This is a genomic window from Faecalibacterium sp. AF28-13AC (assembly GCF_003478405.1).
Taxonomy (GTDB): Bacteria; Bacillota; Clostridia; order Oscillospirales; family Ruminococcaceae; genus Faecalibacterium; species Faecalibacterium prausnitzii_E.
Window position 1 is genome coordinate 295213 of the sequence record NZ_QUFG01000002.1, and the last position, 23385, is coordinate 318597.

Here is a 23385-nt window from a genome sequence, read left to right on the forward strand (position 1 = left end):
AGGTCACCTCACTTCCAGTAGTGCTCACTGACGCCGCTGCCACGGGCAACCACTGTGATGTTTACCAGGTCAAAATTCCAGAACCCGCCCAGTTTGGCATCTCCCTCGATAGTAATGAAGAAGGGGGTGCCCAACTGGATGGCATTTGTCATACCGGATGGCCTGGGTGATGTGTAGGTAGCGTCAATGGAGTAGGAAATATTTTCGGCTCCTTCGATCTGAGAACTCAAAAATTCAAACAGCTCATCGGTCTCGCCGTTGACGCCGCCGGAAAGCTGGATCTGTTTGACCATCTGATCGGCGGCATGGTCAAGTTCCTGCTTGGTGGAAATGATGCTGAACAGGTCAATAATGAAGGCCAGCAGCAGGACGGCGATGAAGATGAAGACCACCGTACTGAAATAGTTGGCTTCGCCCCGCTCGTTGTTCAGCACTTTCCGGGCTTTTTGAAAGAGAATAGAAACCACCACCTTTACTGAAATTGAAAACAGCCGCTCCAAACCGGAGCGGCTGCTATACAAAGTTTTGACTGTACCAAGTATAACAGATATGGATTTACGGCGAAAGGGCAGGACTGTGCCAATGTAGAGACAATTTTGTGCCAACCATGTTTCTTTGAGACATTACAGCAGTGATTCCACCAGCTTATAGATGTCGGTAAATGGATTGACAGCAATTCCAAACGGTTTGCTGCTGTCATTTTGAAGATGGTATTGCTCTACACGTTTGGCGTTCTGAATCGCAATGGCTGTATGTTCTGCTAACTGGGTATATACATCGCCAGCTTTCTCATAATCAGGGAGATAAGTGGTCAATGCGTTTTTCACTGCGGGGTAGTCTTTGAAAAATTTGGTGGTGTACTGGAAATGCAACAGATACCAAAATTCAAAGCAGGGATTGGAGAGTGCAATATGAATCCCCTTCGCATCTGCCATTTTCCTTGCCTTGGAGAGCAGACTGTCCTTTGCAGTGATGGGGTCAGGGTTGTTGTAGTTCACATCGCCGTCTGCAACTACCCATACAGAGTCTCCCTCTGATACGGAAATCTGATTTTTGTTCTGATATTCCACGGCTTTCCTGATCAGGCTGAGGTAATCAGTTTCACCTCCGCTGGTGCGGCTGCCGACCACACGAATATCAATGTTTGTCTGACGGTTGCGGTAGTGTTCAAAATACTTAGGCTCAGTTTGAGAGCCCTCCGTCACAATCAGAATGACAGGCTTTATTTTTCTGCGTCGCTGTCCACGCTTTTCAATTTTTCCACGTGCCATTTTACAGCCCTCCCTTGATAAAGGGGATCGCACCATAACGGCCAATCAGATAGCCCTTCTCCACCTTGGCATCCTTGCGGATGGAAAAATCGTAAAGGGAGAACAGATCGGTAGCCGCTGTTTGCTCGTCTTTTTCGGTAAACCAAATCTGATCTCTCCTCAGCACATCCAGGTCAAGAAGATTGGTGTTGTGTGATGTGAAAATCAACTGGGCTCCATTTGGATTGAACTCCACGCTGTTAAAAAGCGAGACCAGATGCTTTGTCAGAAGAGGATGCAGATGAGCGTCCATCTCGTCAGCGACAAGAAGCGTTCCTTCATCCAGCACCTTTTTTACAACACCGATCAGTTTGAAATAACTGTTGGTGCCATCAGATTCCTCTGCCATGTTCAGCGCGTAGGAAGAAGTATTTCCCTCTGTATCCTGTACCGTGTGAATGGCCTCAATATTGGTAAAGATATCATTGTGCTGAGAAGGAGCGGGTTCTGTATCACGCATTTGAAGGGACTGTATGCCAAAATCTGCAACACGCAGCATAGAGGCGATCACATGCCGGTAATCATCATCTTTGAGCTGTTCTGCTTCAAGGCCGTAGGCGTCTGCAACAGAATTTTTCGTGATGATCTGGCAGGAAGCAAACCATTCCAGAACCGGAATCACTTTGGAATAGCTCCAGTTTGATGCGACAGACAGATAGAGCTTGTTGGCCGAAGTGCGATCCTTGAGAGTGTTTTGTTCATCGATATCAACGGTAAAGCGAAAATCTTTTGTGTCTTTTCGCTCAAAAATGAGTGCCTGCCTGCCATTGGGATAGTAATACAGATATTCTTCGATAACAGCTTTGTCTGTTACAGAAAAGCCATACGCATATCGGATGCCATTTGTGGTGAAGATGACCTCAAAGTTGCTGGGGCGAGAGGGTGTTTCCCGGTCAAACTTGAACGGCGAACGCTCAATGGTTTTGTGGAGCTGCTGGTTATGCGAAGTCAGCACATAATTTACCATGAACCAAAACGCATTCAAGACATTGGACTTTCCGGAAGCATTGGCGCCGTAAATCACGGCAGACTTCAAATGCTTTTTGTTTCCGTCCACAATCAGGTGCTCTGGATGTTCGTTATCCTTACTGGCAAGCAGGGATAACACGACATTATCTTTGATAGAGAGAAAGTTCTCTACACTAAATTGAATCAGCATAAAACAACCTCCTAAATCCTTGTTATAATATATTATATCCGCATTTTTGTGAAAAATCAACGCAAACGAAAAATAAAAATCTATATAGAGGATTTAAGAGAACAGTCGTGTGGAGAGGATATGCGGCGGGAGTTTCGGTAATGATAAAAAGCAAGCCTGGGAAACAGTTCGCCGCTGCTTCCCAGGCACTTTGCTTACAGGTTCTGACGGATGATCCGGGTGATAATACCTACGGCCACACCCCGCTCCATATCCAGACGGGTGACGGCAAAAGATACATCGTCCTTTTTGCCGGGCATCCGGTAGTCATAGCAGGAGTGGGCTACCGCATTGACACCGTTGGAGAGGCGCACATAGACAACACCCTTGTGGACATCTGTGACACGGCCGGCATACTTGCCCTGGATACGGCACTTCTGCAGGTTGTCTCTGTCGGTGTTCTCGGAAATACTCTTGATGTCAGCCTTGATGCCCAAGTCTTCCAGACTGTTGCGCCGCACACTGAGAATCCGGACCAGCACCTCATCGCCTACGGAAAAACGCTCATGGGCGTCACCGATCCAGTCCCAGGCAAGGTCACGGGCAAGGATGGAGGTTTCAACGCCGAAAACTTCCACGCGCACAACCTTTTCAGCTACTGCAATCACACGCGCCTGGACGATGCGGCCCTCATAGACACGGTACATACCGGCAGCATCCGTATCCAGATAGAAAATCTGGCGTTTGCGCAGCATGGCCTCCTTGCGGCTGGCAACTACGCTGCGGGTTTTGGAGTCGATACCACGCACGATGAAGTCAATGTCAGCGCCGAGCATGTTGCCAAGGATCTTATTTTGGCGCAGCATAAGGTCGGCGTATTCCTGACCGGAAGGGCTGCGGCCCAGATTGATCATCATTTCCTTGATAGGGATAATGACACGGAACCCCTTGTAATCCACAACTGCCACCGTCTTGCGGTTGTCCAGCTGTTCAATGCCGCCCAGCTTGCCGGTGATGATCTTGCGGGTGCGGTAGGCATTATGGATTTCATGCCAGATTACATCATCACGGTCTTCGGCAGTCTCGACATCATCCCGGCTGCGGATGGTAAGGACGGGGGCCTCGCTGCGCTGGGGGCGGGGCTGACGCCGGGGAGGAGAAGGAGTGGGTGCAGGAGCGGCAGCTTCCTCCACGGCAGGAACATCAGGCTCCACAGCAGGTTCCTCCGTATCAAGAATAGTGTCGGCTGTATCCACCGGCTCGGCGGTCTCGGCATGGATTTCCTCTGTGACAGTTTCTTCAGGAGCAACTGCTTTTTTCTTCTTTCGGCTGGTACGCTTGGGAGATGCAGGGGGTTCCTGCACAGCGTCGGCGTTATCTTCGTAAACATCAGGCGGCTGCACATCAGAGTCTTCCGGCATATCAGTGGGAGCAGCGCTTTGATCGTCTGTTTCAGCAGGCGTATCCCCGAACATTTCCTCCTCGGTAAGTTCAGGAAGGGGATCTTCAGCCATATCTTCGGCAGAGGTGTCCTCCAGGGGCTGATCCATCTGCCCCAGCAGTTCGTTCAAATCCAGACCATCGCCAGCGTCAGCAGGAAGGGATTCAGGTTGAGCGGTATCGGCCAGCAGAGTTTCGCCTTCCGACATAACGGTTTCGGTAACAGGAGCGTCCTGTTCCAGAAGTTCTTTTTTCTTGGTTGCCATAGATTAAAACCTCCTATGAATTTGATAGTTTTGTTCAAGACAGGATGGAATCCTTGTCTGTGGTGATAATGCCTTCCGGCGTACCGGCAGATTTGGGAGCCGGAGCCTCTTTGGGTGATTTATCTGTGGGGGATGCCGGTTTGGTGGCTTTGCGCTTTGCCGGTTTCTTTGCTGCAGGAGCCGGTTTCGGCGCAGGCTGCGGTGTTTTGGCGGCTTCTTCTTCCAAGCGGCGCCATTCCGGCACATGGGCAGATGCTTTGCAGGAACGCAGGTACTTGGCTTCCGGGTGTTTGGAGTAATCCATTTTGTCTACCTGCAGAACCTTCTTGCCACGGATGATGATGAGCGCCTGATCCAGCGGGAGCCGCAGGACTTCATCAGGAGTAAGTACAGGGCGTTTTCCAACACCGGAGGTCTCACGAAACTCCGGTGTATAGTTGGAGATACGCCAGGTGCCCAGCTGTTTGGATTTACTGGATACTGCTACAGAGGCAAGCCCTGTCCTGGCAGAAATAAATTCGGCAGTAAGCTGGTCTGTACAGCCTAAAAACAACTGCGCGTCACAGTTTCCAATGATTTCCTGCCACAAATTCTGCGGGTATCTGTTCTGCAATCCTGCGAGATTTTGGAACACACAGGACATGGAGATATTCCGGGAGCGTATTACGCTGAGCCGGCGGGAGAGGTCTGGGATTGTGCCGCACGCTGTCAGTTCTTCCCCAAGGATATGGACAGGCACAGGCAGTTTGCCGCCCTCGCAGTTGTGGTCTGCATATCGCACCAGTTTGATGAAGCAGAAAGATAGAAACAGCGAGGCCAGAAAATCAAAGGTGCTGTCCTGGTCGCTGGTAACGAGGAAGTAGGCACAGGGCTGCTGACCCGGAAGTTCCAGATCGATCTCATTCTTAGCGGTAATTTTTTTGATCAGCTCAGACTGGAATACCTGCAGGCGGCTGCCCAGACCGATAATCACGCCGCTTCGCACTGTGTCGCTGGCCTGCTTGAACAGGCTGTAGGGTGCTTTGGCAGGGTGCGTGGAAGGAAGCGCCTCGAACAATGTGTCAAGTTGGGATTCCCCATTGAGAGTCAGCAACCGGTAGACTTCGCCAATGTTGCGGTTTTCTTCCGCATAGCCTTGATCCACATACAGTACCAAGGCCTTGAGCAGATTCATCTCGCAGGCATCCCAGAAATGGTCGCTCTTGCCGTTGTTCGTGGTGTTCTTGATGATGACATCTACAAAAAGCTGGGCCATTAGTTCCTGTCCCTCAACTTCGGCAAGGCAACACCAGGAATCTGAGTTTTCAGGCGAAACGAGGTTGAATACCTTGACACAATAGCCCCGGCTGCGGAGAAATTCGCTTGACTTCTCGTACAATTCCGATTTGGGATCGCAGATGATCAACGATTCTCCGGCGCCATTTTCGCCTCGGACAGTGGCCTGAAGGATACGGTTCATACAAAACGAACGGGTTTTCATGGAACCACTGGCGCCGTAGACTGCCAGATTACTGTTGATTCTGGTATCTTCCGGTATGCAGACTGCTTTGCCATCCAGCATACCCAGTACAACACCCTTGTGTTTGCGCAGATCGGGCACCAGATCCAGTACGCCGGACATCTCTTTGCGGGACATCCAGCCGGAGGTGCCATAAGTGCCTTTGGCGGAGTAGGAGAAATTACGGTCTTCGTCATACTCGCCGGCATCACCATATCCCATGCGCATGACCATGATGAGCAGCACTGCTAACAAGCCAATGCAGATCAAAATGCCATACACGCCATAAGGCGGTCGGAGCACAGAGGAAAGGCAGAGAAGGAAGTCGGGCGAAGCGGCCAGCGGTGAAGTACCATCGCCGGGAATACCGCCGCCCTGTTTCCAGGTTGCATAGTTACCCAAAAGCTGTGCCAGAAAGCCGCCTGCGTATAGGATTGCAAGAATGGCAAAGGGCGCTGCAATCAGGCTCACGATCAGTTTTTTCTTGTTTATGGGAACAACCTCCCCTCGAATTTTGTGAAGTCAATGGTCTGGAAGCGCACCCGAGAACCGCAGTAGCTGCGAAGTACCTCTGCCTGGAAGTCAAAGCAGATCAGTGTGCCCGGGCGCTCGGATAGTTCGAGAGAGGTGTTAAAGCGTGCGATACGGGGCAGATCGCAGAAATAGCCAAATAGGACTGGTGAGCCATCCGGTGAAATGCCGTCATGCTCAATAGCCAGTCCGGGCTGCCTCGCAGTAAGACCTTGGAGCAGAATGCGATCCAGCTCCGCAGTTTTCCCAGGGTCGCACAACAGTGCAAGTATCACCTCCCCCTGATGGTCGTTGGTAAGATAAAGAAAATGCTCATAGCTGCCATCCAGCATGAAGAAATCATGTTTGCGTCCTCCGGTGCTGGTCAAAATCTGGTAAGCCAGATCCATGCTGTTGCCCAGAATCAGTCCATGAACATCCTCATGGCGAAACTGTGGGGACAGGCGCTGTTGGCAGATTACGCTCCAAATCAATGCCTTGACCCGCATTTCCGATTTGTAGCGCCACTTCATCAGGGCGCTGCTGCTGTTGTAGGTCACGAAGATGCCGGAGGGCGCAAGGAGTATTCCAGTGGAGCGGGAACTGCGGATCTTCGTGGTGTCGATCCCCATTTCTTTCACTTCTCTGGAACTGAAAAAAGCAGGATAGACAATCCTGCCGCCAGCGTAACCCTCCGGCGCAAAAATTGCCGGTTTTTCATCCTGATACACACATACACCCGCATTATCCATGGTCACATAGGTTTCTGCCAGGCGGTGTAGCCGGAGTCTTCGGTCAATTTCGCATTTCAAACGGTTGGTGTCGGTATCTCCTGTCAGGTAGCTGGCAAACCTGTCCGGCCGACTTTCCAGCAGAGTGGCTTTGGCTCGCGGCCCCAGACGGTAGCCGCGCAGTTTATCCCGGTAATAGGTACGCAGCAGCCCGTCTTTTTTCAGTGCAGTGACAACAGACTCCAGATAATATGGACTGCCGGGAAGTCTGTTAAGCTGGTCTGTGGGGAACTCGCCGGAGATGGCAGTCAGAGAGAGAAGCCTGTACGCCATCGTGTCTGGCTGTGGGAATTTCCCAAGTGATCACCTCCTTGTGGTGTGTGGCTTTTACCGAGACTGCAAGGAACTTCGGTAAAAATCCGTGGTGTAACGACAGAAAAAAGCCCCGAAATCCGGAGCGAAATACGATGTTGCGGCAGGTCGGACAAGCAATGGCTGAAAATGCTCAAAAATCCGAGATGGATTTTAGGGTGTTTTCATGCTCAGCAAGCCAGGCGGGAAACCGCTTTTTTTCCATGACACTGATTCTGGTACAGTCCTTTTCGCCCAGCGCAGCGGTGTTGTAGGCATCGCAGAGCAGGCCGGTATCGTCAGCCATGACGAAGGTGGAGAGGACATCCAGAAGCTGCTTTTCTTCCAGATTGTCGTAGTCACGGATACGCCGGGTGGGAAGGCACTGGTCATAAACCTGCGTAAAGCACACCACACAATCGCTGAAGCGGGGCATGGGATGCTCTTTGGCGTATTGCTCCAATGAGAAGTAGAACGGGTCGAGCAGAAACTCAGTGTTTTGCCTCTGCTTGCGTTTTGGGAGCAGCCCGGGCAGGGTGACCTCCAGTACACCGTCCTCATAGATAACCTCAATTCCGTGTACAATACCGGCGGATGTCAGGTAATCGCCTTTGCGGATGGTGGTGCTGGAATATATCAAATGCCGCAGCCTGCAGGCAATTTTCTCTGCCCGCAGGGCGGCATCAGTGGATAAGACTTCATAGTTGTCCGGATAGCGCTGAATATCCGTGGTATCCATCGCGTAAAGAGCATTGCTCAAACGGGATATATCATCAAGAATGCTTCCAATCCGGTGCGAGATGATTTTTCGTTCCAATCAAGTTCCTCCTGTTTTCTTAAAGTAATGCACCTGGCCCGCTGCATCCACGGTGCAGAAACCGGAAATGCCAGGGCAGTCAATGCGGCGAATGTCTTCCGGATTATCGACCAAAATGATGCGGCGTCCACCGCTGCGGTCATCCCGAAGCGCATGGTTGATTAGGGCCTCCTGGCCGGAAGCTGCGTAGACGATTTCGTATAGTTCACCGTTTGCAAAGAAGATAAGCTTGACCGGAAAATCACCGGGAGCATGGTATTCCACCTGCCCGATAAAATCCAAGAGTACCCAGGCAGCCCGTATCAGGGAGCTGTCCGATTTTGCTGCCCAACCAGACGGAAAGTAACCGCCTGTATCAGTTTGAAAAATACGGCCCTGCTTTTGCAGATGGGAGAGCAGGGTCTTGATGATTTCTTCTTTGCCAGGGTGAAAGCAAAGAAGCTGCTGCATATTGAGACCGGGATACATCGTGACGATCCGCAGCAGAGCCGCAGCTTCATTTCCATAGATTTCAGCCCTGGTCCTCATGGGTATCACCTCCAATGGCGTAATATAGGCGTATTCAAGACGCATTAAATAGGAAGGAAAGCCAGTCAGTGTAAGCTAAAAAGATGATCTGGCTGGCAAAACTGGCTTTTAGGCGTAATACAGACGCAAAGCAGACGCATAGCGGCGTCTGGAAGGAAAGTTGCACATGGGAATCACCTCGCTTTTCAAATTGTTATATCTGCTGTTCGGCAGATGCGGATTGTTCACGGCGTTTTCGCTCTACGATTTCACGCAGCTCGCGGCGGTCGGTAGTGATCAGATCCTTTTCCAGAGGGCTGGCTTTGAACTCCACCATAATATTGTTGTTATTGGTAGAAATCAGACCGTGACCTCTTTCAAAGTGAGTGATCTCCATTGTTTCAGCATCGGACAGGTGCAGGGCTTCCTGTACCCGCTGGGCTTCGTCGTCCTCCAGATTCAGAATGATCTTGGTCTTGGAGTTGTTGATGATGCCCTTACCAAATCTGCCGCCGTCAAGGTCAAAGAAATCGGCAAGATCCTGGCTTGCAAAAATCGAGGCGCCGCCGTAACCGCGTATGGTTTTGGCAATTTCCAAAAGAAAATCGCCGGCCAATCTTACACCAGCAGCACCGGCGCCGGATAGAAGCTGCCAACACTCATCAATGAAGATGGCTTTTTCTTCTGTACGGTCGGCTTTGGCTCTGTCCCAAACAAAGTCCAGCGCCACAAACATACCTACGGTGAGCAGGTCTCCGGTGAGGGAGGAAATATCCAAAACAGTGTACTTGTTGTCGAGCCGAACATTGGTCTGCTTATTGAAGGTGCTGGCGCTTCCGTTTACCAGACGATTTAGGATGTGGGCCATGCGCATCGTTTCCTTGGAGGTTTTCAAAATTTCGTACAGGTCACCAAGCACCGGCATCTCACGGTACTGGCCGGGCTTTGCAGGGTCTTCCAAAGAGGCATTATCATGAGTGATGCCTTTTGTGTTATAGGTACGAACAAGGGCTTCGTCCAAAAGCTGTCGTTCCTCGTGAGACATATCGGGGATCAGCAGACTGAAAAATATGTGGAGCTGCTGGATCTTTGCTGCAAGTTCAGATAACTGGATGCCTGGACCGTCCAGAAGTTCATTCACCGAGCGGTCTACCCGCCGAATCTCCATGACATTGATGCAGTGGGGACTGGCCGGTGAAATCTGGATAAAGGAGCCGCCCACATTGGAGCAGGCGCGATGGAATTCATGGCCTTTTAGGGGCGCAACAATGAAAATGGGGATATTTTTCCGCCTCATTCGCAGCGCCATCAACTGCATGGTAAAGGTTTTGCCGGCTCCGCTCGTGCCAAGGATCGACATATTGGCGTTCTTATAGACCGCAGAATTGAAGATGTCCACGATAATAAGGGAACTGTTGTACTTGTTGACGCCCAGCAGGATACCGTTATCATCACACATCTCATAGGATGTAAAGGGATAACAGCTTGCCGCACCGCCTGTCAGCAGGTTGCGCTTACCCCGCTCATACAGTTTCTTTTCCATTGCCACCAATGGCAGGGCAGATAAAAACGCCTGTTCCTCCCGAAAATGGCAGGTGCAGGCGTTCATGTCCTGTGAGAGCAGGAGCTTTTTCATTTCGCTGACCTTCCATTCCAAGTCTTCCTCGTTGGAGGCAGTAATGGTAATCAGCAGGTTCAAGTAGTAGAAGTCCTCGTTGTTGGCAAGACCCTCTTTGAGAAAGTACCCGCTTCGGATAGCACCATCAATGTCATCAAAGTCGGTGTTGGTGTCGCTGGCGTCCTTGATTTTGGAACGGTTGATACGCAGCTGCTGTCCGACTTTCTGGATGATGGTTTCTTTGGGCTGACGGGAGAGGAACATATCCATATCGATCCCATCACCGGCATTGACGATAAGACTGAGCCAGCCGGCTGGAACCTGCGTTTTGTAGCCATCAGAGGGCACCAGCAAATAAGCATAATACAGACCGTCAATGCAGATATGGTGACCGTGCGTGAAGTCAATGCTTTTTGGCGCACAGAATTCGGCGGCAGGGATATGGTCGATCTCACTGTCGCGCCCTTTGGCAAGGTACTCAGCCACAACCTCCTGTGCCCGGACGGAGAGCGGCTTTACAGCACTTTCATTTCTGCAGAGCAGGTTATAGAGGACATCTACGGTAAACTCATCCCAGTTTTCCGGAACGATGACCTCGTTACCGCACTGACGGAGGTAGTTGGTAGCAGTATGGACTGCACTTTGCAGGGCATTGATTGCCTCGCCTTCTTCATCAGAGCGCTTGGTGTTGCTCCACGGCTCATATTCAAAAATCAGGAAGAAACGTCGGGTAATTGCCTCACGGGAACCGATCTGCTGAACGAACTGGAGGTAGTCTTCCTGCATGAGCAGACACTGTTCATTGGTCTCCTGTTCCATCTCCTTCCGAACGGTATCCAGATGGCGGTTGATCTCTGCCCGGCGTGTCAGTACCTTGATTTGCAGCTTGATGGGGCTGATTTTCAAGTAGGAGACAAAGGAATAGATGATGTTCCGCTGTTCCTGGGCGCTGCGCAGCATAAAATTGATGGGTACTACCTCGACGACCTTGACATAGCGGTGGTCTTTCGTGTAGATGATGCCGTTTTCAATTTTGGAAATCGGCAGATAATCTGCTACCGGGTTAAGGCAGGCGGGCTTCGGCTCCTGAGTGCGGATAGGGCGTTTTACTTTGCGCTCCTTGGAGACCTTCTTTTTTTGCTTGGCGGCTTTCTTCTCCTTGGCAGGCTTCTGCTTTTTCACAGGACGGAGTTTTTGGCGGATCTCGTAGCTACGAACCTCATCAAACTCCGCTGGGAAATCCTCTCTGCCGGAGCGCCGTGACCGCCTGGGAGCCTTATCGGGCTTGTGTGCCTTCTTTTTAATATGCTTGCCGCCATGCTCTGTCGCAGGAACCGCATCTTCTGCGCTGTTACCGCCTACAATGCGGCGGTTTCGCAGGTACTTTATGAAAATCAGCAGAAAAGAGGAAAGGCTCTCACCGGAAACTCCGATAAGCGCCACCAATGCTGCTGGCAGTGCGGTCAGGCACAAAGCGATGATACGGGCAGTCAGGCCAAGAGGGAGCAATGAAAAAACCGGCACGCCAATGGCAAATGCCAGGATGCCGGCTTCAATCACATTGCGGGCTTTGAACATACCACCGAAGAAGGTGCCTGACTCGATGAAATTCGGTGGTATTATGTAGGTATCTCGGTCGATTTTATGATTCATGATTAACCTCGTTTCCGAAGCCGGGCGGGCACATCAGCCGATAATCCAGAACGGACCGCCAGCTCCAGCGCGCCGGCTGGCCTCATTTAAGATAATGGACAGATCCCAGAGCTGTTCGCTCCGTGTGTAACTGGCAGGGTCAGCCACCATGATCTTGCCGTCTTTTACGCCACGCAGGACAATGAAGTGACCGGAAGAGGTAAAGTGGCCTTCAGACATGATCGCTACTACCAGTTTACCATTAGCCAGTGCGTCTGTGATGCGCTGTGGTTCCGCAGTGGTACAGCCGGAAACCGGAAGCCCCCATTCCCCAGCGGCGGCAGGTATCAGCGCATGGTAAGAACCACTGCTTTTACACCAGTAGCCGTTGTTGTAAGACCACTCGGCCATCTCCACAGGGTCAACCATATCGTCCGTCAGAGAGGACACCACGATTGCCATAGCGGTAGGGCCGCAGCCATAACCGCCAATATTGTCCGTACCATATGCTTTACCGGCATAGCGTTCATCCAGTTGATTGTAGTAAACAACAGGTGTGATCCCGTCAGTGAAAGTAACATCGCCCAGAGCGGTGATGCTGTTTCCGGTCCACGCTTCCAGATTTTGCAGCAGACCATCGCCCAAGAACAGGCTTAGGTTGGAAGCGTAATCAGATGCAAGCTCCTTTTGGTCATCGGTAAGCTGGAATACAACATCAGAAAAATAGGACTCACCGTTGTAACGGACAGTATAGACCATCCATGTTTCGGACACCGTTGTTTCTTCCCCAGTCTCCGGATCAGTCACGGTGCTCTCACGAATCTCTTGCTTGCTGGTGTAGGAATATAGATGCTGCTTGTTTTCCCGCAGGGTGGCGGCAAGGTCATTCAGAGAAATGCTTTCAAAATCCTTGTCTTTGGCCGCACAATACTGAGAGATAAACAGGTTGGCGTTATAAATGGGACCGCCGGAATAGGCATTTTTGACCTCCATATGGTCGGCTCCCGATGCCGCAAAGTCAGCTTCGATCCGGGCAAGTACATCATCCAGTGCCTCGCCCAAGATGCCGTTGAGGGTAAAGGTGATCTCGTTGGCGTTCTCAATAATCGCTGTTTCGCTATTCAAAATCGGAATTTCGGGGTCAGATGGCGAAAAGGCATTGGTCAGTCCGCCGAAAATAAGACCGGGGAGCATGAGAACAAATAATACCGGCAGCATAAGCAGGGCAATGACTGCCACAATGATTTTCCCGATATGCTTCCGGCCTGCCCACACTGCGCCTGCAACTGCACCGTAAGGACCGCCTGCGGCAGCGCCTTTGGCAGCGGAGGAAATAGCTTTTCCGGTTTTGATTGCGCCGCGGATGGTATGCGCTGCGGAGGCGCCGGTCTCCACAGCTTCGGAAAAACCGCTTTTTTGATCTTCTGGCATTTATATCTTGTCCTTTCTCCTCGGGGCTGGAGGCAGCTTTTTGACAATGGACTCGTTGAAGGCGATAGAACCGTCAGGAGCCATATAGGGCGATTTGTCAACAGCATCCACAGCGTACTGCTTATACCATGCTGTGCCATCCACGGCATGAACGGTGGTGTACTGGCCTTCCGGGGCAACATATTGGTCTGCGTGGTACATACCAAAGGAGATGCCTTCGGGATGTTCCTCGGTCACTTCTGTTCCGGTGATGCGGCCGCCGCCGATTTCGACATTTTGGAAGGTTGGAATATTTTCAGCTCCGGATTCCAGTGCCGCATATCCCATGTAAGAGTGCAGGGCTTCGGCGGCTTTTTCACCGGAAATGGAACCCATCTGGCTGATACTGCCCGTGGCTACGCTGCCGATTACATTGTTGGCAAAATTGCCGCCCTTACTGACGGAAGAAGCGTACATATGGCCGCCGATCCCTCCGGCTGCAGCATCGCCTAAAAGACTGCCAAGACCGGAAGGCTTGGAGCCGGGAGTTGTGGTGGCTGTTTTGATGGCGCTGTTTGTGACTTTTCGGCTCACCACTCCAGCAAGACCGCCGCTGGCAAACCCTGCTCCAAAGCCGCCGCTGCCTTTACCACCGTTTGAGTTGACATTGGTGGAACTGCTGTTTCTCCCGCCGCCAAAGTGGTGACTGGAAAAGTTCTTGATGCCGCCGATGCCTCTGGCAGCAATCATAGCCTCAGCCAGCATGCTGCCGCCGGTATGTCCTACATTGACACCAAGACTGGAGAGGAAGGAATCGATTTTCTGGCCGACTTTGAGAAAGCCGATAGCACAGAGAAACCAGATAAACACATTGCCGGAAACGGCTTCTTTTCCCACAGCGTCTACCTGAGCCTGCACATCGCTTTCGGAGATAGCGGCAAAAGCCGGCTGGCAGAGCAGGCAGGAGAGAATTGCGACTGTAAAGGCCGCAAACAAAATTTTTTTGAGTTTCTTCAAGGATAAGACCTCCTTACAACGAAAGCGGGTTCGCAAGGAAGGACCCCACCATGCTTGTGAACAGGCGCAGGCACCAGGCGTTCATGACCAATAGGAAAATTTGGCCGCCAAGCATCCGGCACCAGGATTTCCAGATGTTTGCTGTGGTCTGGCTGGCGCCCATAGAAAAAGCCACAGGAGCCGTGTAGACCAGTACACCGAGCAGCACATACCGTTCGGCTGCCTCGAACAGAAGTTTTAGGTAATTCCAGGCCAGGATGAGAACCAAAATCAAGGTAATCAGCGCCACAGCCCCATTGGCACACACACCGATGATGACCAGCATCACGGAATTGAAGTCTGCAAAGCTTAATGCAGGAAGGTCGGACTCCATGATCCAGTGGTAGGGGGTGCCGCCGATGGTAAGAACAATATTGACGATCTCATCTGAAAAGAGCGTCAGCAGGATAAAAATAACGGAACGGATACTCAGCTTTATCGGGTCTTCTGCTTCCACACCTGCGCCAAGACCGAAGTTTTTGAATAACTGCCAGACCCAGTTGAGCAGGATGATCCCGATTGCCAGAGCCACGAAAACAGAGTACATAGTCTCTGCTGCGGGAAAATAACGCAGAAATACAGCCATATCACAGCCCAGCGCACCCAAAACCGATGTGGTCACCAGATCAAGACCGGCCATTACCTGTTCTGCGATCCATTCCACTATGCCGTCTAAAATGCCCATAAATGCAAGCCTCCTTTCCGGCGAGCAATCAGACGGTCAATCAGCCTGTCCATTGTCCGCCACTAAAGAGCGGCGTCACATATGCCATGATAAAGCCCAAGCCATTGAGGATAGCCCAGGTGATACAGATTCGTTTGAGCCAGGCGCGGCTTTCATCCACCGTCCGTCCGGAACGGGAGAAGTTCATGAGCAGCAAGGCTACCGAAGCAGTGACGATGGCGGCGATAGTGGAGATGGCAAGGATTTGGGTGTATACATCCTGCATGATCTCTTTGGCCTTGGTCCATACATCTGTTGCCGCATAAGCCGGCTGACAGAACATCATGGACATCATCACACACAGGAAGGCGCTGTAAGCCACTTTGGGCAGCGAAAGCCTGCGCTTGGACTGGGTATCCGGCTCCTGAAGCTGCGGAGTTTGAGGGGTTTTCGTTTTCTTCAATTTGCGATCCTCCAATTCTGAATGATTTTTTGATGCTCAATAGGGAACAGAAAAACCCACACCTGTCAAAACAAATGTGGGCTTTCAAATGGTCGGGCGGCCATCTGGGCAGCAAAAAAGCACCCTGATGAAAGGTGCCGTTACTGTCCTGTTCGGTTTTGGGTGCAAGTTTGAGCATATTCAGTTTAACACATCGGTATTTACACTGAAAGAGCAGAACCATGCCAATTTTGTTCCCGAAATGTGCCAATTATTTGCCCGATTGTCCGGAAGGTGATTTTGTCTCTGGAAAGAACTGTTCCAGCATGTCTAAACTGTCCTTGGAGGTATAGCCCCAAAGGACGGAACTGAGGGCTTCAATAGCTTCCCGGCGTTTGCGGTAGTAGGTTCTGAAACTGATGTCACGAATGTGCGGCCGCAGGGTCTCGATGATTTCCTCAACATTTTTGAGCTGCTGGGGCGAGAGGAAGGAGTAGTACAGTAGCCAGTAATATGCCTCACCGTTTTTGTGCTTGGTACGCAGCAATTCGACTGCGGAATCCAGCAGCTTGAGCATTTTGTGGCTGCGTTCAATGCATTTGGCATGATGCTCGATGTCGCTTCCGGCCAAATCAGCGCCAGCCAGATAGACTGAATCCAGAAAATCCTCGATGGAGGTGCCATACTCGATCTCAAACTTGGTGCGGACATGCTGGACAGAAAGCTCCAGACTCCACACAACATCCCGGTATTTTTTCAGCAGTTTCCAGGTATCATGGTACAGGGGATTATCAGCAACATCAGGTTCAACAAATTTTCTCATTTCAGGTTCCTCCTATTTTCGTGCTCCTCAAAGGGAGTGAGTGTAAGTTCAAAAGTGGCGATTGAAGTGTTTGTGCCGCAGAGGATGGTCAGACCAAAGTGGGCTGTGGATTTCCCTCGCGCACGCGGAATCAACTCTTCCCAGCAGTCGTCCGATAAGGGATATAACTTATAGCGGGAGAGCGGGCAGGAAAAGCAGGAAATCCCTTGCGTAGATAGGATGTCAGCCATCTTGCGGAGTATCGTTTCAATGTGCGATTTTGAAACGCTGGAAAGTGCATCCGAAACAATGACCTCATGCTCAGAGATGGAATGGCTCTCTTCGGTTTCAGCAGTTTCCGGAAGCTCCAGATGAATGTTTAAGGTCATGGCAACTTCCTCCTTGTCGATTAAAACATCGGAAATCTCAAACATGGTGGACAGGTAGTTCTGCAGGTAGATCACGCTTCCATGCCGGCCGGGAAATGACATGATAGAGATATACCCAAGACCGTCCAGCTTTTTCAGTATCCGGCATACGGTAGCGCGTGACAGCCCCCAGCGGCAGGAGAGTTCGGTATAACTGACCAACGGGTTTCCTGTACCATTGCGAAAGTAGGCTACCGGACCGACCTCTGACCCTTGCACCTGCGTATCGTTGTAGACAGCGGATACCCACAGATCCAGAACGATGTCCATTTCAGAGCAGCGGGCAGAGCTGACCAGTTCCAGGGCAACAGAGACTGGCAGGAAGAAAAAACCGGTATCCTTTTGGCATGGGGCATTGTACTCCAGTGCGGAATTGTGGCGGGCCCAGTGGAGGATTTTATATTTGACTACATTGCCACGGCCCAGCAGTGTATAGGAAATCAAGTGCTGATTCTGAAGGGTATCCAGCATGGACAGCGCCTGCCGATGAAAGCGGGTGCGGAACCAGCAAGACAGTTCCTTGACGGTGCACACCCATTCGCCGGGCGAGACTGTATAACTGATCCCGTCAATACGGCGGTATGAGGTGCGGAAGTTTGCATAGCTGCAAAGTACAGTAAAATGAAAAAGGCCGGAGCCTCCGTTTATGCGGATGCTCCGGTCGTTGATCAGCTTGTGGATGAACTCACGATAAATTCGGCATCGTGGGTAATCTACCACTTGTTTAATTTGAAGTTGGTATTCTGGCATGACAGTCTCCTCTTTATTATGTATTATGTATTAAAGGTGGGGCAATAAAAGTAATAAAATGTTTCGATAAAATCGTTGACTTAGATGGAATTGAAGGTTATTATATAATAATGTATGCGTCTGCGGTTAAACAATCAAGCCGTTCTTTGTGTAGAGATCATGCTAGATATAGCATCCTGAGTAACGCAGCAAATTTTTGCCATTTCTATGCCAGCGATATGCCATAACAGGCGCACTACAACTTTCTACAACTTTTCTACAACTTTTGAAGCGAAAAGGACGGCACAAGAGGACACGAGACGAATGAAAGAAATTTCACGAATCGAGTATTGTGCGGGTTTTGAACCCTTACAGAGCGGCATGGAACAGGATGAAGGGAGCCGAATTTTGCTCCCCACGATGAAGCCGATTGAGCAGTAAATTTCCAATTTAAGCAAAACAAAGCCTGAAACTTCTTGATAAACCGAGAAGTTTCAGGCTTTTTCTTTTGATGGATTTCCAGCGAGAACTACGCCATACGCCAATTTTACGCCAAACGATGTAGGATTTTGTGCAGAGCAAAAAGAGCGTTGTTCGCATCTAGCGTAAAATTGGAGCGTGTGGTGGATGGATGTAGACCTGCAAAGGACTGCATCAGAAAGTGGATTCATGGATTTGCAAACGGACAGCCGGAACTTTCCACCGCGAAAGAAGCAAATGTGAAGAACTTGGAGGTTTCCTATGAACAAACTGCTTTCCTGCTGCTACAACATGGACACCAACCGGGTAGAATCCCGGTTCGTCGACGGCTCTGCTGTTGCCATCGACTGCACCGCCATTGAGGACGAGTACGGCAATACCCCGGCACAGCGGGCAGAACTGGACTGGCTGCTGTACAACAAACCTCTGGAATACACACAGCTTGTGCTGAGTGGGGAGATTGAGTACTATCTGTCACTGGGATGTGAGCATGGCAGACTGGAAGATTAAGCCCAACATAACAACAAATCCCGGCAGGTGTTCTACAAGGTAGGCACTTGCCGGGATTCGTTTTGTTTGATTTACTTTTCCCTTACTCCATCCACCAGATGAAAATAATCATAATAGGGCGTAGTATAGGTTTCATACCGCCCCACTACGGTAATGGTTGTGCCTTCTTCCGGGTAATCGCCATCGGTCAGCACGAACTCCACTCCCTGCTGGCAGCAGGCAAGCGCATCGTAGATGACGCAGGAATGGTACAGCTCACCAGTCTGCTCATCTGTGTACTCCTGATATTCGCCCGTCATACGAACAATTTTATCGGTGTAGTTCTCCGGGGTAACGAGCATATTGTAAACTTCTGCGTTCACAACCGTATCGCTGAGTAAGGTCAGGTCAATGTCTGCATCCATACCGGTGTGAATATCGCTTGCGCCAGCAGTGCTGCTTTCCGGGAGCTGCACAGAATGTTCCGGGGCGGGTGCAGTAACAGCACTAGAAGATGCAGACTCCGGCAAGACCGTCGCCACGGAAGATGCCGCTTCGGGCTTTGCACCGCAGGCGGTCAATGCAGCGGCGGCACAGAGCAGCAGAAAGCCCTTCAAAAGTCGTTTCATGATGCCCTCCCCAGCAGTTTTCCGGCCAGACAGCACAGGCCAAACGCCGCCATGTCAACCGCAACAATGGTCGAACCAACCGGCGTTCCGGCCAGGACGGAAGCCACGATGCCCACAAAGGCACAGCTCACGGACAATACCGCCGAGCAGATGGTGACAGCGCGGAAATTCTTGCACAGGCGCATCGCCGAAAGAGCCGGAAAAATCACCAGTGCAGAAATCAGCAGAGAGCCGACAAGGTTCATTGCCAGCACAATGATGACGGCAATGACAATGGCAATCAGCAGATTGTATCCGTTTGCATTGGTTCCGACGGCCTGTGCAAAGGTTTCGTCAAAGGTGACTGCAAAGATCTTGTTGTAGAACAGCATAAACACTGCGACCACGATGATGGAAAGCCCGATGCAGAGCCAAACTTCCGATTTTGTCAGGGTCAGGATCGAGGTAGAGCCGAACAGGGTGCTGCACACATCGCCAGACAGATTCGCCGAGGTCGAGAACAGATTCATCAGCAGATAGCCCATTGCAAGCGCGCCAACGGACACCATAGCAATGGCAGCGTCACCTTTGATTTGGGTGTTTTGTCCGGTATGCAGCAACAGGACTGCGCAGGCCACAGTCACGGCCAGCGTCAGCGGCATATGGTCGGACATTCCCAGCACGGTCGCAATGGCCATGCCGCCGAACGCCACATGAGAAAGGCCATCTCCGATAAAGGAAAACCGTTTCAGCACCAGCGTCACGCCCAGCAGCGAAGAACACAGGGCAATCAGAACGCCCACGATGAGCGCATAGCGGACAAAGGGATAGTTCCAGTAAAAGATCAGCTTTTCCAACACGTTCATACGGCACCGCCTTTCCCAGCCGCAAACAGCCGCCCCTGCGGGCTTTGCAGATACGCTTCCCGTGTGCCGAAAAAGATCGTTTCACCAACATGAAGAATGTGGCTTGCGTAGCAAACCGCAGCCTGAATATCGTGGGAGATCATCAGGACGGTAATGCCCTCCTGCTGGTTCAGTTTTTCAATCAGATGGTACATTTCCGTAGTCACTTTTGGGTCAAGACCGGAAACAGGCTCGTCCAGAAGCAGCATTTTCCGGGTAGCGCAGAGGGCGCGCGCCAGCAAGACGCGCTGCTGCTGACCGCCGGAAAGCTCCCGGTAACAGCATTTTGCCAGCGATCCGATCTGCATTTTGTGCATGGCATCCTGCGCAAGCTGCTTTTCCTCTCGACTGTAAAATGGGCGGAGTCCACAACGGCTCTGGCAACCAGACAGCACGATTTCCTGCACCGACGCTGGAAAATCCCTCTGCACGATGGTCTGCTGAGGCAGATAGCCGATCTCGTTCCGGCGCAGGCCATCGCCCATCTCGATTTGCCCGGAAATAGGCTGCTGCAAACCGAGCAGAGTTTTCATCAAGGTACTTTTTCCTGCACCGTTTTCACCAACTACACAAAGATAGTCGCCTGCGTGAATCTCAAAGTTCAGAGGATCCAGAATGGCCTTTCCCTCATAGCCAACGAGAAGGTTCTTACAAATGAGCTGAGACATGACGGTTCCTTCCTTTAGTTCAGAGCCTGTTTCAGCACATCCAGATTGCTTTCCATCACGGAAAGGTAGGTCGTGCCGTTTGCCACATCGGTGGATGTGGTGGACTGCATGGAATCCAACGTCAGGATGGACTGATTCTTTTCGGCGGTATTCTGCACGATAGTTTCGGCAATTTTGTGCTGTGCGCCCTCAATGGTCAGTACACAGGGCAGCCCCAGTTCATCCACTTTGCCAGCAAGGAAAGAAATGGTCTCAAAGCTGGCTTCCGTTTCCGCAGAGCAGCCTGCAAACGCGGCATAATAGCTCAGACCGTAATCGTCCACCAGATAGCGGAACGGGAAACGGTCGCCGAACAGCACAGTTTTCCGGGCGGCATTGTCCACCACCGTCTGATATTCGCCATCCAGAGCGGCCAGCTTTTCCAGATAGGATGCAGCGTTAGTAGCGTAGGCATCTTTGTTAGCCGGGTCGATTTCTTCCAGTGCGTCGGTGATGGCGCTGCAGAGAGTTTCAGCGTTCTTCAGGGATAGCCAGACGTGCTCATCGTACTCCGGCTCATCTTCGTCCTCGGATTCTTCTTCCTCGGCCTCCATACCTTCTACGACTTCTTCCTCTTTTACCTGCTCACCCAGCACATCCAGAAGGTTGATGACCTTCATGTTCTGGTTGGTCGCTTCTTTCAAGGCATCTTCGACCCAGCCATCCGATTCGCCGCCAACATAGAGGAACAAGTCACAGTCCGAGATTTTAATAATATCATCTGCGGTGGGCTGATAGCTGTGCAAATCAACGCCATTGTCCAGAAGCATGGTAACTTCGGCATGATCGGCCTTATCGCCGAGAATTTCGCGCACCCAGTCATACTCCGGGAAAATAGTCGTGACGATCTTCAGCGGCTTGTTGCCACTCTGCAATGCAGACGGTGCAGGAGCGGACGAAGATGCGGCCTTCCCACAGCCGCCCAAAATACCAGCAGCCAGTAAAAGGCAAAAAAATACAGCGAATATACGTTTGAGTTTTTTCATAGAAATGCGCTCCATTGTTTGATATCAAGAATCATACGGACAAGCATTTCTTAATCCGACAGTTTTACCTTTAGTCGAATCGGTGTTTTTATCAGCAAAAGCGGAGAGCAAAGCGACAGCAAGGCCGCCAACACAAAATGCGGCACGGGTGTTAGAATGAACGGCCCGGAACCATCTTTTCCGGCGTGCAGGATATTCTCGCAAAGTTTCAGCTGTGCGCAGACGGCGCAGTCTGCCCCGGTACAGTCGTGGTTGACTTCTTCCGCGCAGAATGTCAATGCACCCAAAACGGCCAGCAGGAAACCAACCAGCAGGATCCACGCAGCGCAGCGTTGTTTTGCAGTGCAGTTCATTCCATTGCCCTCCTTTCTTGAATTTGCAACTTGATTGCAAATTGGATTATAGCAAGGCAACATTGGATTGTCAAGTGGAAATTTTTGCGGACACTACGTTTATCGGAAAGTCGTTGTCAAGAGGGCTGGCACCGTTTAGCCCTCTCTCTTTTTACCAAAGTTTCCCTCGCACCTGACCGCGACACAGCAGTCCGGAAGAAAAACCAAAAAGGCTGCGGCACAAAACAACGTGCCGCAGCCTTTTCCCGCTTTCATACTCTTTTATAATACCATGAACAAAGTCCCCGCAGCAATGAGCGCACAGCCGATCAGGCTTTTGGCCGTGAACGGCTCATGCAGGATGAAAAATGCCAGAGCCAGCGTGATGACCACGCTCAGTTTATCAATGGGGACCACCTTGGATGCTGAACCGATCTGCAATGCGTGGTAATAGCACAGCCAGCTTGCACCGGTGGCAAGGCCGGATAGGATCAGGAACAGCCAGCTTTTGTGAGAAATGTCCCCGATGCCGGTCTGCGTCCCGGTCAGAAACACCATGCCCCAGCTCATCAGGAGCACAACGGCGGTGCGAATGGCCGTGGCCAGCGTGGAGTTCACGCCGTCAATGCCGATCTTCGCAAGAATGGAAGTCAGTGCGGCAAATACCGCAGAGCCCAGCGCAAAAACAAACCACATAAAATATTCTCCTTTTCCTCACACTGCCATGGAATGAAGGCTGGCGTGGGCGCGGCTGGTATGACGGCCTCTGTGGGGCCGCTCTGTGCTCCCTGCGTTTTTATGCGGGGTGATGCAGATCAGATCACATAATCATTTCCCGCCTGTTCTGGTGCGGCGAGGTCGGCGAGGGTGATCTTGCCGAAGTAGTCGGCGATGAGGTCGTTCAGACCTTTCCACATCGTATAGGTGCGGCAGTTGGCCATCCGCTCGCAGGCCGGGGCTCCCGGCGTCAGGCAGCTCACCGGGGCAAGGCTGCCCTCCGTCAGCAGCAGAATCTCCGCCACCGTGTACTGGTCCGGGCTGCGGGTCAGGCGGTAGCCGCCGCCCTTGCCGCGCAGCCCTTCCAGAAAGCCGTTCTGCACCAGGACTTTCAGGATGTTCTCCAGATATTTTTCCGAGATATCCTGCCGCGCAGCGACCTCCTTCAGCGGGACATAGCGTTCGGCCTGATGCTCGGCCAGGTCGATCATCACACGCAGCGCATAGCGGCCTTTGGTTGAAACGATCATAGTGCACTCCTTATTGTATAGCAACCTCTCCGTCTCACCGTTGGTCCTGCGGAAATGGGCAGCAGCCGCAGGCGACAACGCCGTAGACCGGCCCGCCCGACCTCCGAACAGGGGAGATGTCACCGCAGGGGAGGGAGAAATTTTGATTTTAACCTATTATACAATGGGGTTTATAACTTTTCAATCTGTTTTTTGCACGTTTCCATTGACAACCGGGGCAAAGAGGGCTATAATACCATCAAACCCACAAACGATGTTGGTTTACAGGAAATATGGAAAGAC

The 23385-nt window shown here is 51.4% G+C and carries 23 protein-coding genes; 1 reads left to right on the forward strand and 22 read right to left on the reverse strand.

Annotation, left to right across the window (positions count from 1 at the left end; all coding sequences use genetic code 11):
- Nucleotides 1-8: 8 nt before the first annotated feature.
- The 15 genes from DWY95_RS03990 to DWY95_RS04065 all read right to left on the reverse strand — a co-directional run bounded on the left by DWY95_RS03990 (nt 9) and on the right by DWY95_RS04065 (nt 17370).
- Nucleotides 9-431, reverse strand: coding sequence for a DUF4320 family protein (locus DWY95_RS03990; protein ID WP_207724132.1), 423 nt, complete (start codon nt 429-431; stop codon nt 9-11).
- A 192-nt stretch (nt 432-623) separates the two neighbouring features.
- Complete coding sequence (locus DWY95_RS03995) at nt 624-1271, reverse strand: RloB family protein (RefSeq protein WP_118552427.1); 648 nt, start codon at nt 1269-1271, stop codon at nt 624-626.
- Between the two features lies 1 nt (nt 1272).
- Nucleotides 1273-2469, reverse strand: a complete 1197-nt coding sequence (locus tag DWY95_RS04000; protein ID WP_118552428.1) for an ATP-binding protein — start codon at nt 2467-2469, stop codon at nt 1273-1275.
- Nucleotides 2470-2663: 194 nt separating this feature from the next.
- A complete protein-coding gene (locus tag DWY95_RS04005; RefSeq protein ID WP_118552430.1) occupies nt 2664-4154 on the reverse strand; it encodes a S1 RNA-binding domain-containing protein in 1491 nt (496 codons plus the stop codon).
- Between the two features lie 34 nt (nt 4155-4188).
- A complete protein-coding gene (locus DWY95_RS04010) occupies nt 4189-6123 on the reverse strand; it encodes a VirD4-like conjugal transfer protein, CD1115 family (RefSeq protein ID WP_118552432.1) in 1935 nt (644 codons plus the stop codon).
- 17 nt (nt 6124-6140) lie between these two features.
- Nucleotides 6141-7226, reverse strand: coding sequence for a hypothetical protein (locus tag DWY95_RS04015; RefSeq protein ID WP_118552434.1), 1086 nt, complete (start codon nt 7224-7226; stop codon nt 6141-6143).
- 172 nt (nt 7227-7398) lie between these two features.
- Nucleotides 7399-8061, reverse strand: a complete 663-nt coding sequence (locus DWY95_RS04020; protein ID WP_118552436.1) for a DUF6100 family protein — start codon at nt 8059-8061, stop codon at nt 7399-7401.
- Nucleotides 8062-8589, reverse strand: a complete 528-nt coding sequence (locus DWY95_RS04025) for a DUF5697 family protein (protein ID WP_187116957.1) — start codon at nt 8587-8589, stop codon at nt 8062-8064.
- Nucleotides 8590-8782: 193 nt separating this feature from the next.
- Entirely contained in the window at nt 8783-11839 is a 3057-nt protein-coding gene (locus DWY95_RS04030) for an ATP-binding protein (RefSeq protein ID WP_118552438.1), read from the reverse strand.
- 33 nt (nt 11840-11872) lie between these two features.
- Nucleotides 11873-13249 (reverse strand): C39 family peptidase, encoded by a 1377-nt coding sequence (locus DWY95_RS04035; RefSeq protein WP_118552440.1) that lies wholly within the window; start codon nt 13247-13249, stop codon nt 11873-11875.
- Nucleotides 13250-14245, reverse strand: a complete 996-nt coding sequence (locus DWY95_RS04040; protein WP_118024153.1) for a hypothetical protein — start codon at nt 14243-14245, stop codon at nt 13250-13252. It lies immediately after the preceding gene.
- Between the two features lie 13 nt (nt 14246-14258).
- Nucleotides 14259-14969, reverse strand: coding sequence for a hypothetical protein (locus DWY95_RS04045; protein WP_118552442.1), 711 nt, complete (start codon nt 14967-14969; stop codon nt 14259-14261).
- Nucleotides 14970-15009: 40 nt separating this feature from the next.
- Nucleotides 15010-15411, reverse strand: a complete 402-nt coding sequence (locus tag DWY95_RS04050; RefSeq protein WP_003499603.1) for a hypothetical protein — start codon at nt 15409-15411, stop codon at nt 15010-15012.
- Nucleotides 15412-15661: 250 nt separating this feature from the next.
- A complete protein-coding gene (locus tag DWY95_RS04060) occupies nt 15662-16213 on the reverse strand; it encodes a hypothetical protein (protein WP_118024152.1) in 552 nt (183 codons plus the stop codon).
- Nucleotides 16210-17370 carry a MarR family transcriptional regulator gene (locus DWY95_RS04065; RefSeq protein WP_118552446.1) on the reverse strand — a complete coding sequence of 387 codons (1161 nt, stop codon included), beginning with the start codon at nt 17368-17370 and terminating at the stop codon, nt 16210-16212. The genes DWY95_RS04060 and DWY95_RS04065 overlap by 4 nt, the downstream gene beginning before the upstream one ends.
- A gap of 720 nt (nt 17371-18090) precedes the next feature.
- On the opposite strand from DWY95_RS04065, the gene DWY95_RS04070 reads away from it, so the two are divergent.
- Entirely contained in the window at nt 18091-18339 is a 249-nt protein-coding gene (locus DWY95_RS04070; RefSeq protein ID WP_118552448.1) for a DUF6061 family protein, read from the forward strand.
- Between the two features lie 71 nt (nt 18340-18410).
- Here DWY95_RS04070 and DWY95_RS04075 read toward each other — a convergent pair whose 3' ends face one another.
- From DWY95_RS04075 to DWY95_RS04105, 7 genes are all read right to left on the reverse strand, one after another.
- Nucleotides 18411-18947 (reverse strand): hypothetical protein, encoded by a 537-nt coding sequence (locus tag DWY95_RS04075; RefSeq protein WP_118552450.1) that lies wholly within the window; start codon nt 18945-18947, stop codon nt 18411-18413.
- Nucleotides 18944-19792, reverse strand: coding sequence for a metal ABC transporter permease (locus tag DWY95_RS04080; RefSeq protein WP_118552452.1), 849 nt, complete (start codon nt 19790-19792; stop codon nt 18944-18946). The genes DWY95_RS04075 and DWY95_RS04080 overlap by 4 nt, the downstream gene beginning before the upstream one ends.
- The gene (locus DWY95_RS04085; RefSeq protein ID WP_118552454.1) at nt 19789-20499 is read right to left on the reverse strand and encodes an ABC transporter ATP-binding protein; all 711 of its coding nucleotides are present in this window, start codon (nt 20497-20499) and stop codon (nt 19789-19791) included. The genes DWY95_RS04080 and DWY95_RS04085 overlap by 4 nt, the downstream gene beginning before the upstream one ends.
- 14 nt (nt 20500-20513) lie before the next feature.
- Nucleotides 20514-21524, reverse strand: a complete 1011-nt coding sequence (locus DWY95_RS04090) for a metal ABC transporter substrate-binding protein (RefSeq protein WP_118552456.1) — start codon at nt 21522-21524, stop codon at nt 20514-20516.
- 50 nt (nt 21525-21574) lie between these two features.
- Complete coding sequence (locus DWY95_RS04095; RefSeq protein WP_118552458.1) at nt 21575-21877, reverse strand: hypothetical protein; 303 nt, start codon at nt 21875-21877, stop codon at nt 21575-21577.
- Nucleotides 21878-22138: 261 nt separating this feature from the next.
- On the reverse strand, nt 22139-22552 hold the full coding sequence (locus DWY95_RS04100; protein ID WP_118552460.1) for an EamA family transporter: 414 nt from the start codon (nt 22550-22552) through the stop codon (nt 22139-22141).
- A gap of 119 nt (nt 22553-22671) precedes the next feature.
- Nucleotides 22672-23103 (reverse strand): RrF2 family transcriptional regulator, encoded by a 432-nt coding sequence (locus DWY95_RS04105; protein WP_097791649.1) that lies wholly within the window; start codon nt 23101-23103, stop codon nt 22672-22674.
- Nucleotides 23104-23385: the final 282 nt, after the last annotated feature.